At 60.0% G+C, this 16230-nt stretch carries 14 protein-coding genes and 1 pseudogene; 7 read left to right on the top strand and 8 right to left on the bottom strand.

From position 1 onward, the window contains the following. Positions 1-10: 10 nt before the first annotated feature. The 5 genes and pseudogenes from AC19YS_RS08840 to AC19YS_RS08820 all read right to left on the bottom strand — a co-directional run bounded on the left by AC19YS_RS08840 (position 11) and on the right by AC19YS_RS08820 (position 4711). Positions 11-2056, bottom strand: coding sequence for a GGDEF domain-containing protein (locus AC19YS_RS08840; protein ID WP_500601482.1), 2046 nt, complete (start codon positions 2054-2056; stop codon positions 11-13). Further along, the gene (locus AC19YS_RS08835; RefSeq protein WP_119741332.1) at positions 2053-2931 is read right to left on the bottom strand and encodes an endonuclease/exonuclease/phosphatase family protein; all 879 of its coding nucleotides are present in this window, start codon (positions 2929-2931) and stop codon (positions 2053-2055) included. The genes AC19YS_RS08840 and AC19YS_RS08835 overlap by 4 nt, the downstream gene beginning before the upstream one ends. Before the next feature lie 10 nt (positions 2932-2941). After that, the gene (locus AC19YS_RS08830; RefSeq protein ID WP_200624190.1) at positions 2942-3580 is read right to left on the bottom strand and encodes a thiol:disulfide interchange protein DsbA/DsbL; all 639 of its coding nucleotides are present in this window, start codon (positions 3578-3580) and stop codon (positions 2942-2944) included. A gap of 169 nt (positions 3581-3749) precedes the next feature. Then, positions 3750-4376, bottom strand: a complete 627-nt coding sequence (locus AC19YS_RS08825; RefSeq protein WP_106576039.1) for a c-type cytochrome — start codon at positions 4374-4376, stop codon at positions 3750-3752. 33 nt (positions 4377-4409) lie between these two features. Beyond that, positions 4410-4711: pseudogene (locus AC19YS_RS08820) on the bottom strand (c-type cytochrome). A gap of 192 nt (positions 4712-4903) precedes the next feature. On the opposite strand from AC19YS_RS08820, the gene yihA reads away from it, so the two are divergent. Further along, positions 4904-5545: a ribosome biogenesis GTP-binding protein YihA/YsxC gene (yihA, locus tag AC19YS_RS08815; RefSeq protein WP_106576038.1), complete on the top strand. Its 642-nt coding sequence runs from the start codon at positions 4904-4906 to the stop codon at positions 5543-5545. A 268-nt stretch (positions 5546-5813) separates the two neighbouring features. Here yihA and polA read toward each other — a convergent pair whose 3' ends face one another. Then, entirely contained in the window at positions 5814-8609 is a 2796-nt protein-coding gene (gene polA / locus AC19YS_RS08810) for a DNA polymerase I (RefSeq protein WP_500601481.1), read from the bottom strand. Positions 8610-8683: 74 nt separating this feature from the next. Here polA and AC19YS_RS08805 point away from each other — a divergent pair, with 74 nt between their 5' ends. Further along, positions 8684-8974, top strand: coding sequence for a DUF2782 domain-containing protein (locus AC19YS_RS08805; protein ID WP_119741326.1), 291 nt, complete (start codon positions 8684-8686; stop codon positions 8972-8974). A 56-nt stretch (positions 8975-9030) separates the two neighbouring features. Further along, complete coding sequence (locus AC19YS_RS08800) at positions 9031-9984, top strand: homoserine kinase (protein ID WP_500601479.1); 954 nt, start codon at positions 9031-9033, stop codon at positions 9982-9984. Positions 9985-10125: 141 nt separating this feature from the next. Here the strand turns inward: AC19YS_RS08800 and AC19YS_RS08795 are convergent, their stop codons facing one another. Next, entirely contained in the window at positions 10126-11055 is a 930-nt protein-coding gene (locus tag AC19YS_RS08795) for a zinc ABC transporter substrate-binding protein ZnuA (protein ID WP_119741324.1), read from the bottom strand. A 58-nt stretch (positions 11056-11113) separates the two neighbouring features. Between AC19YS_RS08795 and AC19YS_RS08790 the strand changes: the two genes are divergently transcribed. From AC19YS_RS08790 to AC19YS_RS08775, 4 genes are read left to right on the top strand one after another with little or no spacing between them, the layout of a single operon-like run. Continuing rightward, complete coding sequence (locus AC19YS_RS08790) at positions 11114-11596, top strand: Fur family transcriptional regulator (protein ID WP_500601477.1); 483 nt, start codon at positions 11114-11116, stop codon at positions 11594-11596. Then, positions 11596-12381 carry a zinc ABC transporter ATP-binding protein ZnuC gene (gene znuC / locus AC19YS_RS08785; RefSeq protein ID WP_119741322.1) on the top strand — a complete coding sequence of 262 codons (786 nt, stop codon included), beginning with the start codon at positions 11596-11598 and terminating at the stop codon, positions 12379-12381. Before AC19YS_RS08790 ends, znuC begins: the two co-directional genes overlap by 1 nt. Further along, positions 12374-13162 carry a zinc ABC transporter permease subunit ZnuB gene (gene znuB, locus AC19YS_RS08780; protein WP_094949676.1) on the top strand — a complete coding sequence of 263 codons (789 nt, stop codon included), beginning with the start codon at positions 12374-12376 and terminating at the stop codon, positions 13160-13162. The genes znuC and znuB overlap by 8 nt, the downstream gene beginning before the upstream one ends. A 37-nt stretch (positions 13163-13199) precedes the next feature. Beyond that, positions 13200-13919, top strand: a complete 720-nt coding sequence (locus AC19YS_RS08775; RefSeq protein WP_500601475.1) for a PA5502 family lipoprotein — start codon at positions 13200-13202, stop codon at positions 13917-13919. Positions 13920-14019: 100 nt separating this feature from the next. On the opposite strand, the gene katE is transcribed toward AC19YS_RS08775, so the two are convergent. Further along, positions 14020-16161, bottom strand: a complete 2142-nt coding sequence (katE, locus tag AC19YS_RS08770; protein ID WP_106576029.1) for a catalase HPII — start codon at positions 16159-16161, stop codon at positions 14020-14022. Positions 16162-16230: the final 69 nt, after the last annotated feature.

The following is a 16230-nucleotide window of genomic DNA, read 5'->3' as shown; positions in this document are numbered from 1 at the left end:
GGAACATCTTTTACGCCGCCTGCACCTGATTACGTCCCGCCGCCTTCGCTCGGTAAAGCGCTTCGTCGGCACGCTTTAGCGCCAAGTCACTGCGCTCACCCGGCTGGAACTGCGCCACACCCATGGACACCGTAATCGTCACCGGTTCGCCCTTGAAATGGAAAGGGCAGGCCTCGATAGCCGCGCGCAACACCTCACCCACGCCCAAGGCGTCCGACAAAGCGGAGTCAGGCATCAGCAATACAAATTCTTCACCGCCAAACCGCGCGATAAAGTCAGTCGGGCGCAGGCACTTGCGCAACACATTGGCGATGATCTTCAACACTTTGTCGCCCGCCAAGTGTCCGTAGCCGTCGTTGACGCGCTTGAAGTGATCAAGGTCCAGCATGGCCAGCGACAGGCTGTTGCCGCGCTGGTGCCAGGCGTTGACTTCGTGGTCCAGACGCTCGCTCCAGGCTGCCCGGTTGGGCAGGCCGGTGAGCGGATCGATCAACGCCTTCTGGCGCTGGACTTCCAGATGCTCGCGATACCCTTGGGCTTCCTGCTCCATATTCGCCACCCGTTCAGCCAGCCCCTTGAGGCGCGCCGCCACTTCCTGCTCTCGCTGATCACGCTGCTGCTGATGTTGATCCATGGTGCCGAGCAGGCCTTCAAGGTGGCTCTCTAGCACCTGCTTGAGGCTGTCAAGGTCGGCTGCCTCCTGCACGCTGCTTTGCAGGCCGTCGACTTGTTCACGAATCTGCGTGTCCAGCTCGCGCGCGGCCGAGCGGCTGTCAGCGTGACCATCACTGGCTACTTGCAGATGGCCCTGGAACGCTTCGAGGCGCTCATTGAGCTGTTTGAGGTAAGCCTCGAACTCGTGCTGGCCACTGTCGGTGATCGCTAGCATCAACACCGCCAAGTCATCGAGAATCGGCAGCAGTTCGTACCAGTTCAAGCCATGAGCCAGGCGTTCGCGCATGGCCTCAGCCTGGGGACGGTGACGCTCGGGCAGTGACAGGTCTTCCAGCAGGCCAAGCAAGGTGTCTTCGATGTGCTTGGCAACCGAGCTGTACGAAGGTTCGGGCGAGTCGGGCAGTGCGTAGACGCCATCCGATTCCAACGCATCCGGGTCAGGCTCCAGACCTTCCAGCACAGGCGGGAGCGACAAGCTGCCAATGGCGGTTTCGTTTGGAGTATCGACCTCGACCTGCGCCTCTTCGATAAAGGCAGCAAGTGCGCTTTCTGGGGCGGCTTCTTCTACCAGCACCTCCACCGCTTCAGGTTCAGGCACCTCGACAGGCCCCTCTGCAGCCGGTGCCTCGAAGACAAAGGTTTCGCCGGCAACCTCCGCCACTTTGACAGGCACAACGTGTTCGGGTTGTGACGCTGCCGGCGTTTTCGGCAGTGGCGCAAAGGCGCGCAAGGCTTGGGTCAGTTCTTCGGATTGGTCCGGTTCCTGAGGCTCAGGGGCGAGCTTGGGCGCCGTGGATTTTGGCGCAGCCGGCGCTGGTGTAGCTTCAACCACCGGCGCTTCATTTGAACCCTCTTTCGCGCCAAACAGACGTTGCAGCAGACCCGGTCCAGGGCGCGGGGTTTCGCCATCCGAATCCAGGTTATTCAGCGCCTGCCCTTGCAGGCTGCTCAGCTCGCTGAGCAACAATGGAATCTCGCGTGCCTGACCGACTCGCCCCTCCAGTTGCTTGGCAAAGGTTTTCAGCGGGCGCGCGACTTCACGCGGCAGCGGCAGCTTTTGCAACTGCGCGACCAGGGCCGTGAGCGCAGTGCTGATCTGGTCGACCCGGGTTTCGCGGCGCTGTTCTGAATCCAGCACGGCCTTTTCCAGGCGCGGCAGCAGGGCTGCGAGGGCCGCGTCCATGTCGTCGGTACGCACGACGTCGCGCATCTCTTTCATGCATTGGTCAACCGCGCGATCGGTGCCCTCAGCCGCCAGCGTGCTGCGCACCAGGCCTCGACGTAACAAGTCGAGGCGGGCAGCCCAGCGACGTTCGAGCTTGTCTTGCTGCTCGACGCTTTTCAGGTATTTCTCTTTCCAGCGCTGGGCGTCGTCGCTCATGCAAGGGGTCCGCGAGGGCCTGGGCTCAACGCGGGTAATGCATCAGCCGTAAGCGAACCCGGCAGACGAATCTCTACCGCGACGGGCAGGTGATCGGAGATGGGCTGCGCCAGTACTTGAACACTTTCGAGTGTGAGTGTCGGACTGAGCAGGATGTGGTCGAGACAGCGTTGCGGGCGCCAACTGGGGAACGTGGCTTCGACTTGCGGCGCCAGCAACCCGAGGTCCCTCAACGGGGAATTCTGCAGCAGGTCGTTGGCATGGGTGTTCATGTCACCCATCAGTACCTGGTGCTTGTAGTTGCCAATTAATTCACGAATGTAGGCGAGCTGCAGGTTGCGCGTACGCCCCCCGAGTGCCAGGTGCATCATCACCACCACCAAGGCTTCGGGGCCTTCGCCGAAACGCACGAGGATCGCCCCGCGCCCTTTGGGGCCTGGCAAGGGGTGATCTTCGATGGCAGTCGGCTTCAAGCGGCTGAGCACGCCATTGCTGTGCTGCGCCAGACGCCCGAGGTTGCGATTAAGTTGCTGATACCAGTACGGGAACGCACCGAGCTGGGCCAGGTGTTCCACCTGGTTGATGTAGCCGGAGCGTATGCTGCCGCCGTCAGCTTCCTGCAGGGCGACCAAATCGAAGTCGTTCAGCAGGTTGCCGATTTTTTGCAGGTTAACGGCACGCCCATTGTGGGGCAGCAAATGCTGCCAGCCACGGGTGAGGTAGTGCCGATACTTTTCAGTGCTGATGCCCACCTGAATATTGAAGCTGAGCAAGCGCAAGCGGCTATCTGCCGGAAGGCCTGTGGATTCCAGGTGATGCTCGTTGACCTTCGCATCATGCAGGCCAACGACACGTTCAGTACCCCAGCGGCGCATGGTAGGCCCCTTACTTGGCTGCGCGCTCTTTGGCGATCAGTTGGTCGGCAACGTTCAGCGCTTGCTCTTCGCCACCAGCACTGCCGATGTCGAAACGGTATTTACCGTTGACGATCAGCGTAGGTACGCCTTGTACGCCGTACTTCTGGGCGAGCTCTTTGTATTGGGCCATCTTGCCCTTCACAGCGAACGAGTTGAACGTTTCAAGGAATTTGGTTTTATCGACGCCCTGAGTGGCGACGAAATCAGCCATGTCTTCAGGTTTGACCAGGCGCTTGCCTTCTTTCTGAATGGCATTGAACACCGCTGCGTGCACTTTGTGCTCTACACCCATGGTGTCCAGCGTGATGAAGAGTTGACCATGAGCATCCCATGGGCCGCCGAACAACGCTGGGACGCGTTTGAAATTCACATCCTCAGGCAGCTTATCGACCCATGGATTGATGACCGGCTCAAAAGCATAGCAATGCGGGCAGCCATACCAGAACAGCTCCACGACTTCGATCTTGCCTGGCACCGAAACCGGCACCGGGTTGGCCAATTCAACATAGGTTTTACCGGCTTCAAGCGGCACATTATCGGCAGCTTGTGCGGTCATGCCGAAGAGGCTGGCAGTGACGAGAGCGGCGCTGAGGATCAGATTACGCATGCTTTACTCCTGGACAAATAAAGTCGCCTCACGCGACCTTTAGGTGTGACAGGTCTACGCGGGCATGAGTTCGTTAGTGTAACGGCACCGGCCACAAAAAAGGGCGGCCTAAGCCACCCTTTTTATGCTTGCATCGACGGATTAATCGAGCGTTAACGTCCTGCCCGGATCAGTGCAGGCCTTGGATGTAGCTGGACAGCGCTTCGATGTCTTTATCCGAAAGCTTGGCCGCAATATCAGTCATCATTTTGTTACCCGCGTCGCCATCGATATAGCGAACCTTCTCGCGAAAATCCTTCAATTGCTTGGCCGTGTACTGAGCATGTTGACCACTCAGGTGAGGGAAGCCCGCCGCTGCGACACCGCCGCCGTCCGGAATGTGGCAAGCCTTGCACGCCGGCATGCCGCCGATAGGCTGGTCTTCGGCGAGCTTGCCACCGCGGAACAACGCTTGGCCTTTTTCCACCAGTTTCGGATCGGCAGCTCCCACACTGCCTTTCTGGCTGGCAAAATACGCCGCGATGTCCGCCAGGTCTTGATCACTGAGGTTGGTCAGCAGGCCGGTCATTTCCAGCACCGTGCGCTTGCCGTCCTTGATGTCGTGCATCTGCTTGGTCAGGTAACGTTCACCCTGGCCGGCGAGTTTGGGGAAGTTTGGTGCCGGGCTATTGCCATCCGGTCCATGGCAAGCACCACACACGGCGGCTTTCGCCTGACCCGCTGTAGCGTCGCCTGCAGCATGGGCAACACCGGTGATGCCCAAGGTCAACAGCAGACTCACGATCAGTTTGTTCATCAGCTAATCCAACTACGGCTAAGGGTTTAAGAGTTATCTACCGGGTTTACTCACCATCAATTCAATGATGGCCTGGTAATCCTCAGTACTGCAGTCCATGCACAAACCACGCGGCGGCATCGCCTTGAAACCCTGGTTACGTGTTGCACCAACGTGTCCATGCCCTTGGCCAGTCTTGGCTGCCAGGCTGCCTGGTCACCCCGTTTAGGGGCATTAGGCAGCTGGCCGGCATGGCAAGCTACGCAAACTCGGTTGTACACCGCCTCCGGATCCTGTGTAGCCTGAGCGCCGTAAAGCGGAATCAGGACACCAAAAGCGAGCAACCATCGGGTCATACATCGACCTTTTCAGGGTTTGAGAGCGTTTTGCGTTCTAATGCGCAATGAAGGTCTTTCGCTCCCGTGAACCTCATCCTTCGCTGGGACAAAGCACACACAAAATCTGCGGCATTATATACTGGCGCTACTGAAACGGAAACGACACCGCTTGCCGCACCCTTTTTCGGCACCGCCCACATCGGAAATCTCATGCAACTCAAGAATCCCATCCTCGGCCTGTGCCAACAGTCCACGTTCATGCTCAGCGCCGCCAAAGTAGACCAATGCCCCGACGACGAAGGCTTTGAAGTCGCCTTTGCCGGTCGTTCCAACGCCGGCAAGTCCAGCGCGCTGAACACCCTGACCCATGCCAGCCTGGCACGCACCTCGAAAACCCCGGGCCGCACGCAACTTCTCAATTTCTTCAAGCTAGACGATGATCGGCGTCTGGTCGACCTGCCGGGCTACGGTTACGCAAAAGTACCTATCCCGTTGAAGCTGCACTGGCAGCGTCACCTGGAGGCTTACCTGGGTGGCCGGGAGAGTTTGAAGGGTTTGATTTTGATGATGGACATCCGTCATCCAATGACCGACTTCGACCTGCTGATGCTCGATTGGGCCGTCGCCAGCGGCATGCCGATGCATATCCTGCTGACCAAGGCAGACAAGCTGACCTACGGCGCAGCCAAGAACACCCTGCTCAAAGTGCAGTCCGACATCCGTAAGGGTTGGGGTGATGCAATCACCATCCAGCTGTTCTCCGCGCCCAAGCGCATGGGCCTGGAAGACGCCTACACGGTGTTGGCCGGTTGGATGGAATTGGCGGACAAGGGCGCTGAAGTCGCGGAATAACTTTTCTGCGGGCAAAAAAAACCCCGGACTTCGTATGGGGAGGGGAAGTTCGGGGTCCAAGTTCCGGACCGCTAGGGCGGGGTCCAGATATCTGCCAACACTTAACACAACATAGGAGCATTGAAGGGCTTCACCACCCATTCAGTAACTCTGAGTAGCAGTTCACAGGTTAAGTTCCGGCAGCTTAAAAAACTATTGGAAATAACTGACACCGGTTTCCGATCTAAAGCGCTCTGCCACCACCCCCGGCAGTGGCAGAGCCGCGAAATCAGTGCGCCTCGTCCCAGTTATCGCCCACGCCTACGTCCACGACCAACGGTACATCCAGCTTGGCCGCTGCGCTCATGTGCTCGCGGATCTTCTCGCTGACTTGCGCAACCAAGTCCTCGCGCACCTCAAGCACCAGTTCATCGTGCACTTGCAGGATGACCTTGGCATCCAGGCCCGACTCCGTCAGCCAGTTATCCACCAACACCATGGCCTTCTTGATGATGTCAGCCGCGGTGCCCTGCATCGGCGCGTTGATCGCCGTGCGCTCGGCCGCCGCGCGCTCCTGAGGCTTGTTGGAGTTGATATCCGGCAAGTACAGCCGACGCCCGAAGAAGGTTTCTACATAGCCTTGGTCTGCCGCTTGGGCCCGCGTGCGCTCCATGTACTCGCGAACGCCAGGGTAGCGCGCGAAATACACGTCGATATACGCCTTGGCGGTCTTGGTATCGACGCCGATATCCTTGCCCAGCTTCTGCGCGCCCATGCCGTAGATCAGGCCAAAGTTGATCGCCTTGGCACTGCGACGCTGGTTGGAACTGACCTCAGCCAACTCAACCTTGAACACCTCAGCCGCTGTAGCGGTGTGCACGTCCAAATCGTTACGGAACGCGTTCATCAAGCCCTCGTCCTTGGACAAGTGCGCCATGATCCGCAGCTCGATCTGCGAATAGTCCGCCGCCAGCAGCTTGTAGCCCTTGGGCGCGACAAACGCCTGGCGAATTCGCCGACCTTCAGCGGTTCGCACCGGAATGTTCTGCAGGTTCGGATCGCTCGAAGACAAGCGTCCAGTCGCCGCCACAGCCTGGTGATAAGAGGTGTGAATACGCCCGGTACGCGGGTTGATCTGCTCGGGCAGCCGATCGGTGTAGGTGCTTTTCAGCTTACTCATGCTGCGGTACTGCATCAGCACTTTTGGCAGCAGGAAATCGTCTTCGGCCAACTTGGCCAGCACTTCCTCGGCCGTGGACGCCTGCCCCTTGCCCGTCTTTTTCAGCACCGGCAAGCCGAGCTTTTCGTAGAGAATCGCCCCGAGCTGCTTGGGCGAACCCAGGTTGAATTCTTCACCGGCGATCTCGAACGCCTGGCGCTCCAGCTCAACCATCTTGTTACCCAGCTCGATGCTCTGGATGCCCAGCAGGTCCTTATTCACGAACGCGCCCTGGCGCTCGATACGCGCCAGCACCGGCACCAACGGGATTTCGATATCCGTCAGCACACTGGCCAGGCTCGGTATGGCTGCCAGCTGTGCATGCAACGCCTGGTGCAGGCGCAGCGTTATATCCGCATCTTCAGCCGCGTACGGGCCAGCCTGCTCAAGCGCGATCTGGTCGAATGTCAGTTGCTTGGCGCCTCTGCCGGCGATGTCCTGGAAGCTGACAGTGTCGTAGTCCAGATACTTCTTGGCCAGGCTGTCCATGTCGTGCCGGGTTGCGGTGGAATTCAACACGTAGGATTCAAGCATGGTGTCGAAGGCGATGCCGCGCACGGTGATGCCGTGCGCAGGGTCACCATCGATGGCGCAATTGGCCAGGATGTTCATGTCGAACTTGGCGTGCTGGCCGACCTTGAGTTTGGTCGGGTCTTCGAGCAGAGGCTTCAACGCCAACAGAACCGTGTCGCGATCCAACTGCTCAGGCGCACCGACGTAGGAATGGGTCAACGGGATGTAGGCGGCTTCATGGGGCTGCACGGCGAAGGAAACACCGACCAACTGCGCTTTTTGCGCGTCGATCCCGGTGGTTTCGGTATCGAATGCGAACAGCTTGGCGTCGTTGAGTTTCTTCAGCCAGCTATCGAATGTCGCCTGGTCCAGGATGGTCGTGTAGGACGCCTCCAACGGCGCGGCCGCTACCACCTCAGCGACGGTTTCGGCAGACGGCGCCGCCTCGGTCGAGGCCTTGAGCTCGACACGCTTGGCGTCGCGCTGAATCTCATCAATCCAGCTCTTGAACTCCAGCAGCGTGTACAGCTCCAGCAGCTTTTCGCGGTCAGGCTCGATCAGGTGCAGATCTTCCAGGCCTACATCCAGCGGTACGTCGATTTTGATCGTCGCCAGTTGATAGGACAGAAACGCCATCTCCTTGTGCTCTTCCAGCTTGGCCGGCAGATTCTTGGCCCCGCGAATCGGCAGGGTCGGCACGATATCCAGCTGTTCATAAAGCTCTTTGAGGCCGCCATTCACGCCTACGAGCAAGCCGGAGGCGGTCTTCGGGCCAATACCCGGAACGCCCGGGATGTTGTCGGACGAATCGCCCATCAGCGCCAGGTAATCGATGATCTGCTCGGGAGCGACACCGAATTTCTCCTTCACGCCCTCAATGTCCATCGCGCTACCGGTCATGGTGTTGACCAAGGTAATGTGCCCGTCGACCAACTGCGCCATATCCTTGTCGCCAGTAGAAATCACCACCGGGCGGTCTGCCGCCGCACTGCTGCGGGCCAAAGTGCCGATGACGTCATCAGCCTCGACGCCTTCGACGCACAGCAGCGGGAAGCCCAGCGCGATGACGCTTTGGTGCAGCGGCTCGATTTGCAGGCGCATGTCATCGGGCATGCTCGGGCGGTTGGCCTTGTATTCGGCGAACATCTCATCGCGGAAGGTCCCACCCTTGGCGTCGAACACAACGGCGAACGGGCTGTCCGGGTACTGCCTGCGCAGGCTTTTGAGCATGTTCAACACGCCCTTGACCGCACCGGTTGGCAGGCCTTTGGAGGTGGTCAGCGGTGGCAGCGCGTGAAAGGCGCGGTACAGATAAGAAGAACCGTCCACCAGGACGAGGGGGGCTTGGCTCATGAGCAGGATCAACCTTTTCGGCGGGTCAGGCGCTAGAATAGCCGGACCAATGACGACAAAGGGACAAGGTTATCATGCGTACAGTAAATCGCCTGTTGTTGACCGGCTTGATTGCGTTCTTGCCGCTGGCCGCCACGGCAGCTGACAGCGCACCCTCGGGAGACCCGGAAGTCACGATCCGCACCGAAGGTGACAGAACCATCCAGGAGTACCGCCAAAACGGTTTCCTGTACGCGATCAAGGTCACCGTGAAGGGCGCGCCGCCGTATTTCCTGGTGCGCGCGGACGGATCCGATGCAAACTTCATCCGTTCTGACCAGCCGGATATGCTGATCCCGTCATGGAAGATCTTCGAATGGAAATGATTTCTTAACTTAAATTGGCGCCGCCCCTCGCGGCGCCCGTACTGGCAGTTTTAACCATGTCTGTGTTCACCCCGCTGGCTCGGCCCGAGCTGGAAACCTTTCTCGCCCCTTACGGGCTCGGCCGCCTGCTTGATTTCCAGGGGATTGCCGCCGGTAGCGAAAACACCAACTTCTTCATCAGCCTGGAACAGGGCGAATTCGTCCTGACCCTGGTTGAGCGCGGCCCAGTCGCAGAAATGCCGTTTTTCATCGAACTGCTCGACGTGCTCCATGACGCTGACTTGCCGGTGCCCTATGCGCTGCGCACCACCGACGGCGTGGCCTTGCGCGAATTGAAGGGCAAACCGGCGCTGCTGCAACCTCGCCTGGCCGGCAAACACATCAAGGAAGCCAACACACAGCATTGCGCCCAGGTTGGCGACCTGCTCGGCCATTTGCACCTGGCGACTCAAGGCGAGAAAGTGCTGGAGCGCAAGACCGATCGAGGGCTGGACTGGATGCTCACTGAGGGTGCGCAGCTGATTTCGCACCTTAACGACGCGCAGCAGCGCCTGCTGAAAGAGGCGCTGAGCGAGATCGAAGCCCACAAGGCTCAAATCCTCGCACTGCCACGCGCCAACGTTCACGCCGATCTGTTCCGCGATAATGCGATGTTCGAAGGCACGCACCTGACCGGGCTGATCGACTTTTACAACGCTTGCTCAGGCCCGATGCTGTACGACGTGGCGATCGCCTTGAATGACTGGTGTTCGGACGCCGACGGCGTGATTGATGGGCAACGCGCCCGTGCGCTGCTAGGTGCCTACGCGGGCCTGCGGCCGTTCACGGCCAAGGAAGCGGAGTTGTGGCCAACGATGCTGCGGGTAGCGTGTGTGCGCTTCTGGCTGTCACGCCTGATCGCGGCGGAGTCGTTTGCCGGGCAGGACGTGTTGATTCATGACCCTGCGGAGTTCGAGCATCGGCTGGCGCAGCGCCAGCAAGTCAGCGTCCACCTGCCGTTCGCGCTCTAAAGCTGCACGTGGTCAGAAATTGTGGGAGCGGGCTTGCTCGCGAATGCGGTGGATCAGTAACAGAGGTTTGACTGACACTCCCATTCGCGAGCAAACCCGCTCCCACACACGCCCGCTCACACAGTGGTTCTGTGTCGGCTATTACAACGACTCCAGGCACCCAGCCAGGTCATTCCCCAATTTCTCCAATACCTGCTCGTAACCCTGCGCCGTGGCCGGGGTGTAACCACCCAACGCATCCAATTCCGCCAACTTCACCGGCAACCCGGCCACCAACGTCTCAGCCAATCGCGGACGCAACGGCGGTTCGCTGAATACACAGGTCTTGCCGACTTCCTGCAGCCGTGTACGCATTGCTGCCACGTGCTGGGCGCCTGGCTGCACTTCGGCGGCCACGCTGAACACACCAGTGTGCTTGAGCCCGTAAGCGTCTTCGAAGTAATCAAAGGCTTCGTGGAACACGAAGTAAGGTTTGTCGCCCACACTCGCCAAGCGCGCTTTCAAACGGGCATCCAACGCATCCAGACGCTCATCGAATGCCTGCACGTTGCTCTGGTAACGCGCAGCATTGGCCGGGTCGGCAGCGCTCAGATCAGCCGCCATGCGCGCCGCAATCACCCGAGCATTGACCGTCGACAACCACAAGTGCGCATCCAGGCTGCCTGGGCGGTGATCATGGTCATGTTCATCAGCATCATCGGCGTGCGAGTGGCTATCTTCGGCGAAACGCCGCAATTTCATCCCCGCAAGATCCTGCACCGCCACGGTCGGCAGGCTTCGGCCTTTAAGCACGCGTGGCAGGAAGCTTTCCATGTCCGGGCCGATCCAATAAAGCAGGTCCACCGACTGCACGCGCCGTACGTCGGATGGACGCAAGGCGTAGTTGTGCGGTGATGCGCCGGGCGGCAACAACACCTCGGGAATGGCCACACCGTCCTGCACAGCCGCGGCAATCAACTGCAACGGCTTGATGCTCGTCAGCACCTTGACCTCGGCCTGAGCGGCCCCAGCAATGAACAAACTGGTGACAAATACGACAAAAACGGGAAAAAGTCGGGACACGATGACCACTCAATGACGTAGGAACGGGTAACATAATAACGTCTCTATCAAATGTCTGTCGCCGCTCATGCCTAAAACACCCATTGCCAGCCGCCCCCACGACCACTCTCACTGCGTGCACACCGCGCTGTCGGAGGCCGATACCCTGTGCGCACAGAAGGGCCTGCGCCTGACCGCGCTGCGTCGCCGGGTGCTGGAACTGGTGTGGCAAAGCCACAAGCCGCTGGGCGCCTACGACATTCTTGGCGTGCTTAGTGAGCAGGACGGCCGCCGCGCCGCGCCGCCGACGGTGTACCGCGCGCTGGATTTCCTGCTGGAAAACGGCCTGGTGCACCGCATCGCTTCGCTCAATGCCTTTGTTGGCTGCAACCACCCGGAACACGCGCATCAGGGCCAGTTCCTGATTTGCCGCGAGTGCCATGCCGCCATCGAGCTTGAACAAAAAAGCATTAGCGACGCCATCATCAAAAGCTCGGCCGATGTCGGCTTCAGGGTCGAAGGGCAAACGGTCGAAGTGGTCGGGCTCTGCTCGGGTTGCCAGGAGGCTTGATGAGCACTGCGTTAATCCGCCTCGAAGGGGTCGGTGTCACGTTCGCCGGGCAAAACGTGCTGGATAACATCGCGCTGAGCGTCGAGCCGGGCCAGATCGTCACGCTGATCGGCCCCAATGGCGCCGGCAAGACTACGCTGGTGCGCGCAGTACTCGGTTTATTGAAGCCGGACAGTGGCAGCGTATGGCGCAAGCCCAAGCTGCGCGTCGGTTACATGCCGCAAAAATTGCACGTCGACCCGACACTGCCGCTGTCCGTGCTGCGTTTTTTGCGCCTGGTGCCCGGTGTAGACCGCACCCGCGCGCAGGCTGCGCTCAAGGAAGTCGGTGCCGAACAGGTGATCGACAGCCCGGTGCAAAGCATCTCCGGCGGCGAAATGCAGCGCGTGCTGCTGGCCCGCGCCTTGCTGCGCGAGCCTGAACTGCTGGTGCTCGATGAACCCGTGCAAGGCGTCGACGTTGCCGGCCAGGCCGAGCTGTACAGCCTGATTACCCGCCTGCGTGACCGCCACGGCTGCGGCGTGTTGATGGTCTCCCACGACCTGCACCTGGTCATGAGCACCACCGATCAGGTGGTGTGCCTCAACCGCCACGTTTGCTGCTCCGGCCACCCGGAACAAGTCAGTAGCGACCCGGCGTTTGTCGAGTTGTTCGGTAAAAATGCCCCGAGCCTGGCGATCTACCACCACCATCACGACCACGCCCACGATTTGCACGGCGCCGTGGTTGACGACCCCGCCACCCCTCATACACACGTTCATGGAGATAGCTGCAAGCATGGCTGATTTTCTGCTCTACGCCCTGCTGGCAGGCTTGGCTCTGGCGCTGGTGGCGGGCCCGTTGGGCTCGTTTGTGGTGTGGCGGCGCATGGCCTATTTTGGCGACACGTTGTCGCATGCCGCGCTGTTGGGCGTGGCCATGGGCTTTTTGCTGGACGTGAGCCCGACCATCGCCGTCACCGTGGGCTGCCTGCTGCTGGCCGTGCTGCTGGTGACCCTGCAACAGCGCCAACCGCTGGCCTCCGACACACTGCTGGGAATCCTGGCGCCGAGCACGCTGTCGCTGGGCCTGGTGGTGCTGAGCTTTATGCATGAAGTGCGCATCGACTTGATGGCCTACCTGTTCGGCGACCTGCTGGCGATCAGCCCTACAGACCTTGCGTGGATACTCGGTGGCAGCGCTGCGGTGCTGCTCTTGCTGGTGGCCCTGTGGCGCCCACTGCTGGCAATCACCGTGCATGAAGAACTGGCCACGGTGGAAGGTTTGCCCGTGCCGGCGCTGCGCATGACCCTGATGCTGTTGATCGCGGTGGTGATTGCTGTCGCGATGAAGATTGTCGGCGTATTGTTGATCACCTCGCTGCTGATCATTCCCGCAGCCGCCGCCCAACGCCATGCGCGCTCACCCGAGCAAATGGCCATCGGCGCCAGCCTGTTGGGCATGCTTGCAGTGTGCGGGGGCCTGGCGCTGTCGTGGTTCAAGGACACGCCAGCCGGCCCGTCGATTGTCGTCACGGCGGCCGCCCTCTTTCTGCTGAGTTTTGTCCTGCCCCGTCGAGGGGTGTAGACTTGCTCGCTTTTTGCGCAAATAGAGAGTCGCAGGAATGAAGCTGTTCAATGCCCGTTATCTGCTCCTTGCCGCATTTTCCCTGCTGCTGGGCGCCTGTCAAAGTACGCCGCCCGCCGCCCCCGAGGTACCGGACGCACGCGCTGCGGCCATCGCGCAGCTGGAGCAAAACCTGGCCAGCAGTGAGCTTGCCACCGCCGAAGACGAACTGGCTGCGTTACAGGCCCAGTCGCCCAACGACCCGGCCCTTGAGCCTTACCAGCGTCAATTGGCCGAAGCCTACCTGCAGCGCAGCCAGATTGTGCTGCAAAAAGGCGATGTCAACGCCGCCGCCACGGCCCTGAGCCGTGCCCGTGCACTGATGCCCAAGGCCCCGGCGCTCACCGGTGGCGTCAACAGCGCCATCAGCCATGCGCGCAAAGCCGAGCTGGATAAAGCCGAAGCCGCCTTGAAAGCCGCTGAAGCCAAGCCGCCCGCCAAGGTCATCGACCCGGCCGCTGAAAGCACCACTGTGGCGCTGAACCTCGTCGATATCGAAGAACTTCGCCATCAATTGGACGCGATCGCCACCGACGTGGTGAATTACCAGTGTGACGTGACCATTCAGGCGCCGCGCACGCAGGACTACCCATGGCTGGCCACATTGCTGACCAAACGGGTGAAGCGAATTGATTCGAGGTATGACCTGAAGATACACCGGCAGATTGTGAAACACATTCCGGCGCAGGTAGTGCTGATTCCGCGCAAGGCGCAATAAAAGCATCGCAGGCAAGCCCGCTCCCCTACTTGAATGTATTCACACTTCAACTGTGGGAGCGGGCTCGCCCGCGATAGCTATCTAACACACAACCAATGAATTAAGCCGGAATCGCCTTGGCCTTCGGCTCACGATCCCAAACCCGGTGCTGTGCAATCGCGGCGAAAAACGCCTTGAACGCTTTCGCATCCGACCCCACGATCAGCCCCGCATCCACCTCAAGCTTCAGCAGATCCAGCAACGGCTTGGCATCATTGGCAACCGTAATCGCCTTCAGGTGCTTGTACGCCTCCAGCAGGAAGTGCAACGCCACACCATCGCCGCTCAATGCCTGCACCGATTTGGCGCCGCCCGGCACGAACACCGCGTCAAAGGCAATCGACGGCATGCCTTCCATCGACGCATCCACCTTCAGGCTCTTGCCATCGGCGGTGGTCACCGGCGCCGAAGTCGGCCCCAGCAACTTGGCGTGCGCGCCCTCAGCCTCCAGCGCTTTCTTCAACGCAGCAATTGCCGCGCCGTCCACACCGTTAGCCGCGAGGATCGCGACTTTGCGCGTTTTGATATCGCCCGACAGCAGGTTCACCTGGCTCAACGCCGGCGACTCTTTGAGCGACGATTCACGCGGTGGCACGGTGCCTTTGGTTGGCGCTGGCAAACCGAGGTTCTGTGCTACGCGCTTGGCCAGCTCCAGGTCGATATTGGCCAGAATCTCGTTGACCTGACGGGCGCGGATAAACTCACGCTCCACCTTGCCCAACTCGAAGCTGTACGCCGCGATGATGTGCTCTTTCTCGTGGTGGCTCATGCTGTGGAAAAACAGCGTGGCTTGTGAGAAGTGATCGCCAAACGACTCGCTGCGCTCACGCACTTTATTGGCGTCGACACGTTCGTAATAGGTCTCGAAACCGCCATCCTGCGCAGCCGGTGGCGTTTCTTTCGGCCAGCCGCCATCAATCGAGTTCGGCTCGTAGGCAGCGCGGCCTTTGTCGATCACAGTGCGATGCTGAGCGTCACGCTGGCCGTTATGGAACGGCGTGACCGGCCGATTGATCGGCAGCTCATGAAAGTTCGGGCCACCGAGACGGCTGATCTGCGTATCCGTGTAGGAAAACAGACGGCCTTGCAGCAGCGGGTCGTTGGTGAAGTCGATACCCGGCACGATATGGCCTGGGCAAAAAGCGACCTGTTCAACCTCAGCGAAGAAGTTATCCGGGTTACGGTTAAGCACCATCTTGCCCAGCGGCGTAATCGGAACCAGCTCTTCAGGAATGATCTTGGTCGGGTCGAGCAGGTCGAAGTCGAACTTGTGCTCGTCTTCTTCCGCAACGATTTGCACGCCCAATTCCCACTCAGGGTAGTCGCCGCTCTCGATCGCTTCCCACAGGTCGCGACGGTGGTAATCGGTATCTTTACCGGCAAGCTTTTGCGCTTCGTCCCACACCAGCGAGCAGGTGCCCACTTTTGGATGCCAGTGGAACTTCACAAAGCTCGACTTACCTTCGGTATTGATCAAGCGGAAGGTGTGAATGCCAAAGCCCTGCATGGCGCGCAGGCTTTTGGGGATGGCACGGTCGGACATGGCCCACAGCACCATGTGCGCCGATTCTGGCTGCAGCGAGACGAAATCCCAGAACGTGTCGTGGGCAGAACCGCCGGTAGGAATCTCGTTATGCGGCTCAGGTTTGACCGCGTGCACGAAGTCGGGAAACTTGATCGCGTCCTGAATAAAGAACACTGGCATGTTGTTGCCCACCAGGTCGAAGTTACCTTCATCGGTGAAGAACTTCACCGCAAACCCGCGCACGTCACGCACCGTGTCGCCCGAGCCGCGCGGGCCCTGCACGGTGGAGAAACGCACAAACACCGGCGTTTTATGCTCGGGGTTGCGCAGGAAACCGGCCTTGCTCAGCGCCGAATGGTTTTCATAGGTCTGGAAGTAGCCGTGAGCGCCAGTACCGCGAGCATGCACGATGCGCTCCGGGATACGCTCATGGTCAAAGTGCGTGATTTTTTCACGCATGATGAAGTCTTCCAGCAGCGATGGGCCACGGGCGCCGACTTTCAGGGTGTTCTGGTTGTCGGAAATCTTTACGCCTTGATTGGTGCGCAGCGCCTGGCCGGTTGCGTCGGAACGGAACTCTTCCAGGGCCTGCAGCTTGGCGTTGGTGTTGCCACGGTCCAGGGTATCGGTGCCCGCGAGTTCACTCTTCGGCGGGGTAGCTGGCTTCTTGGTACTCATCAGTCAAAACTCCTTATCAAATTGGCCAGAGCGGTCCCCGGCTCGTTTGAGCAAACCCCCAGGCACGGC

The sequence above is a fragment of the Pseudomonas sp. MF08831 genome (assembly GCF_059862645.1).
Note: the sequence above shows the minus strand (reverse complement) of the source record. Positions and strands in the feature narration are given on the sequence as shown.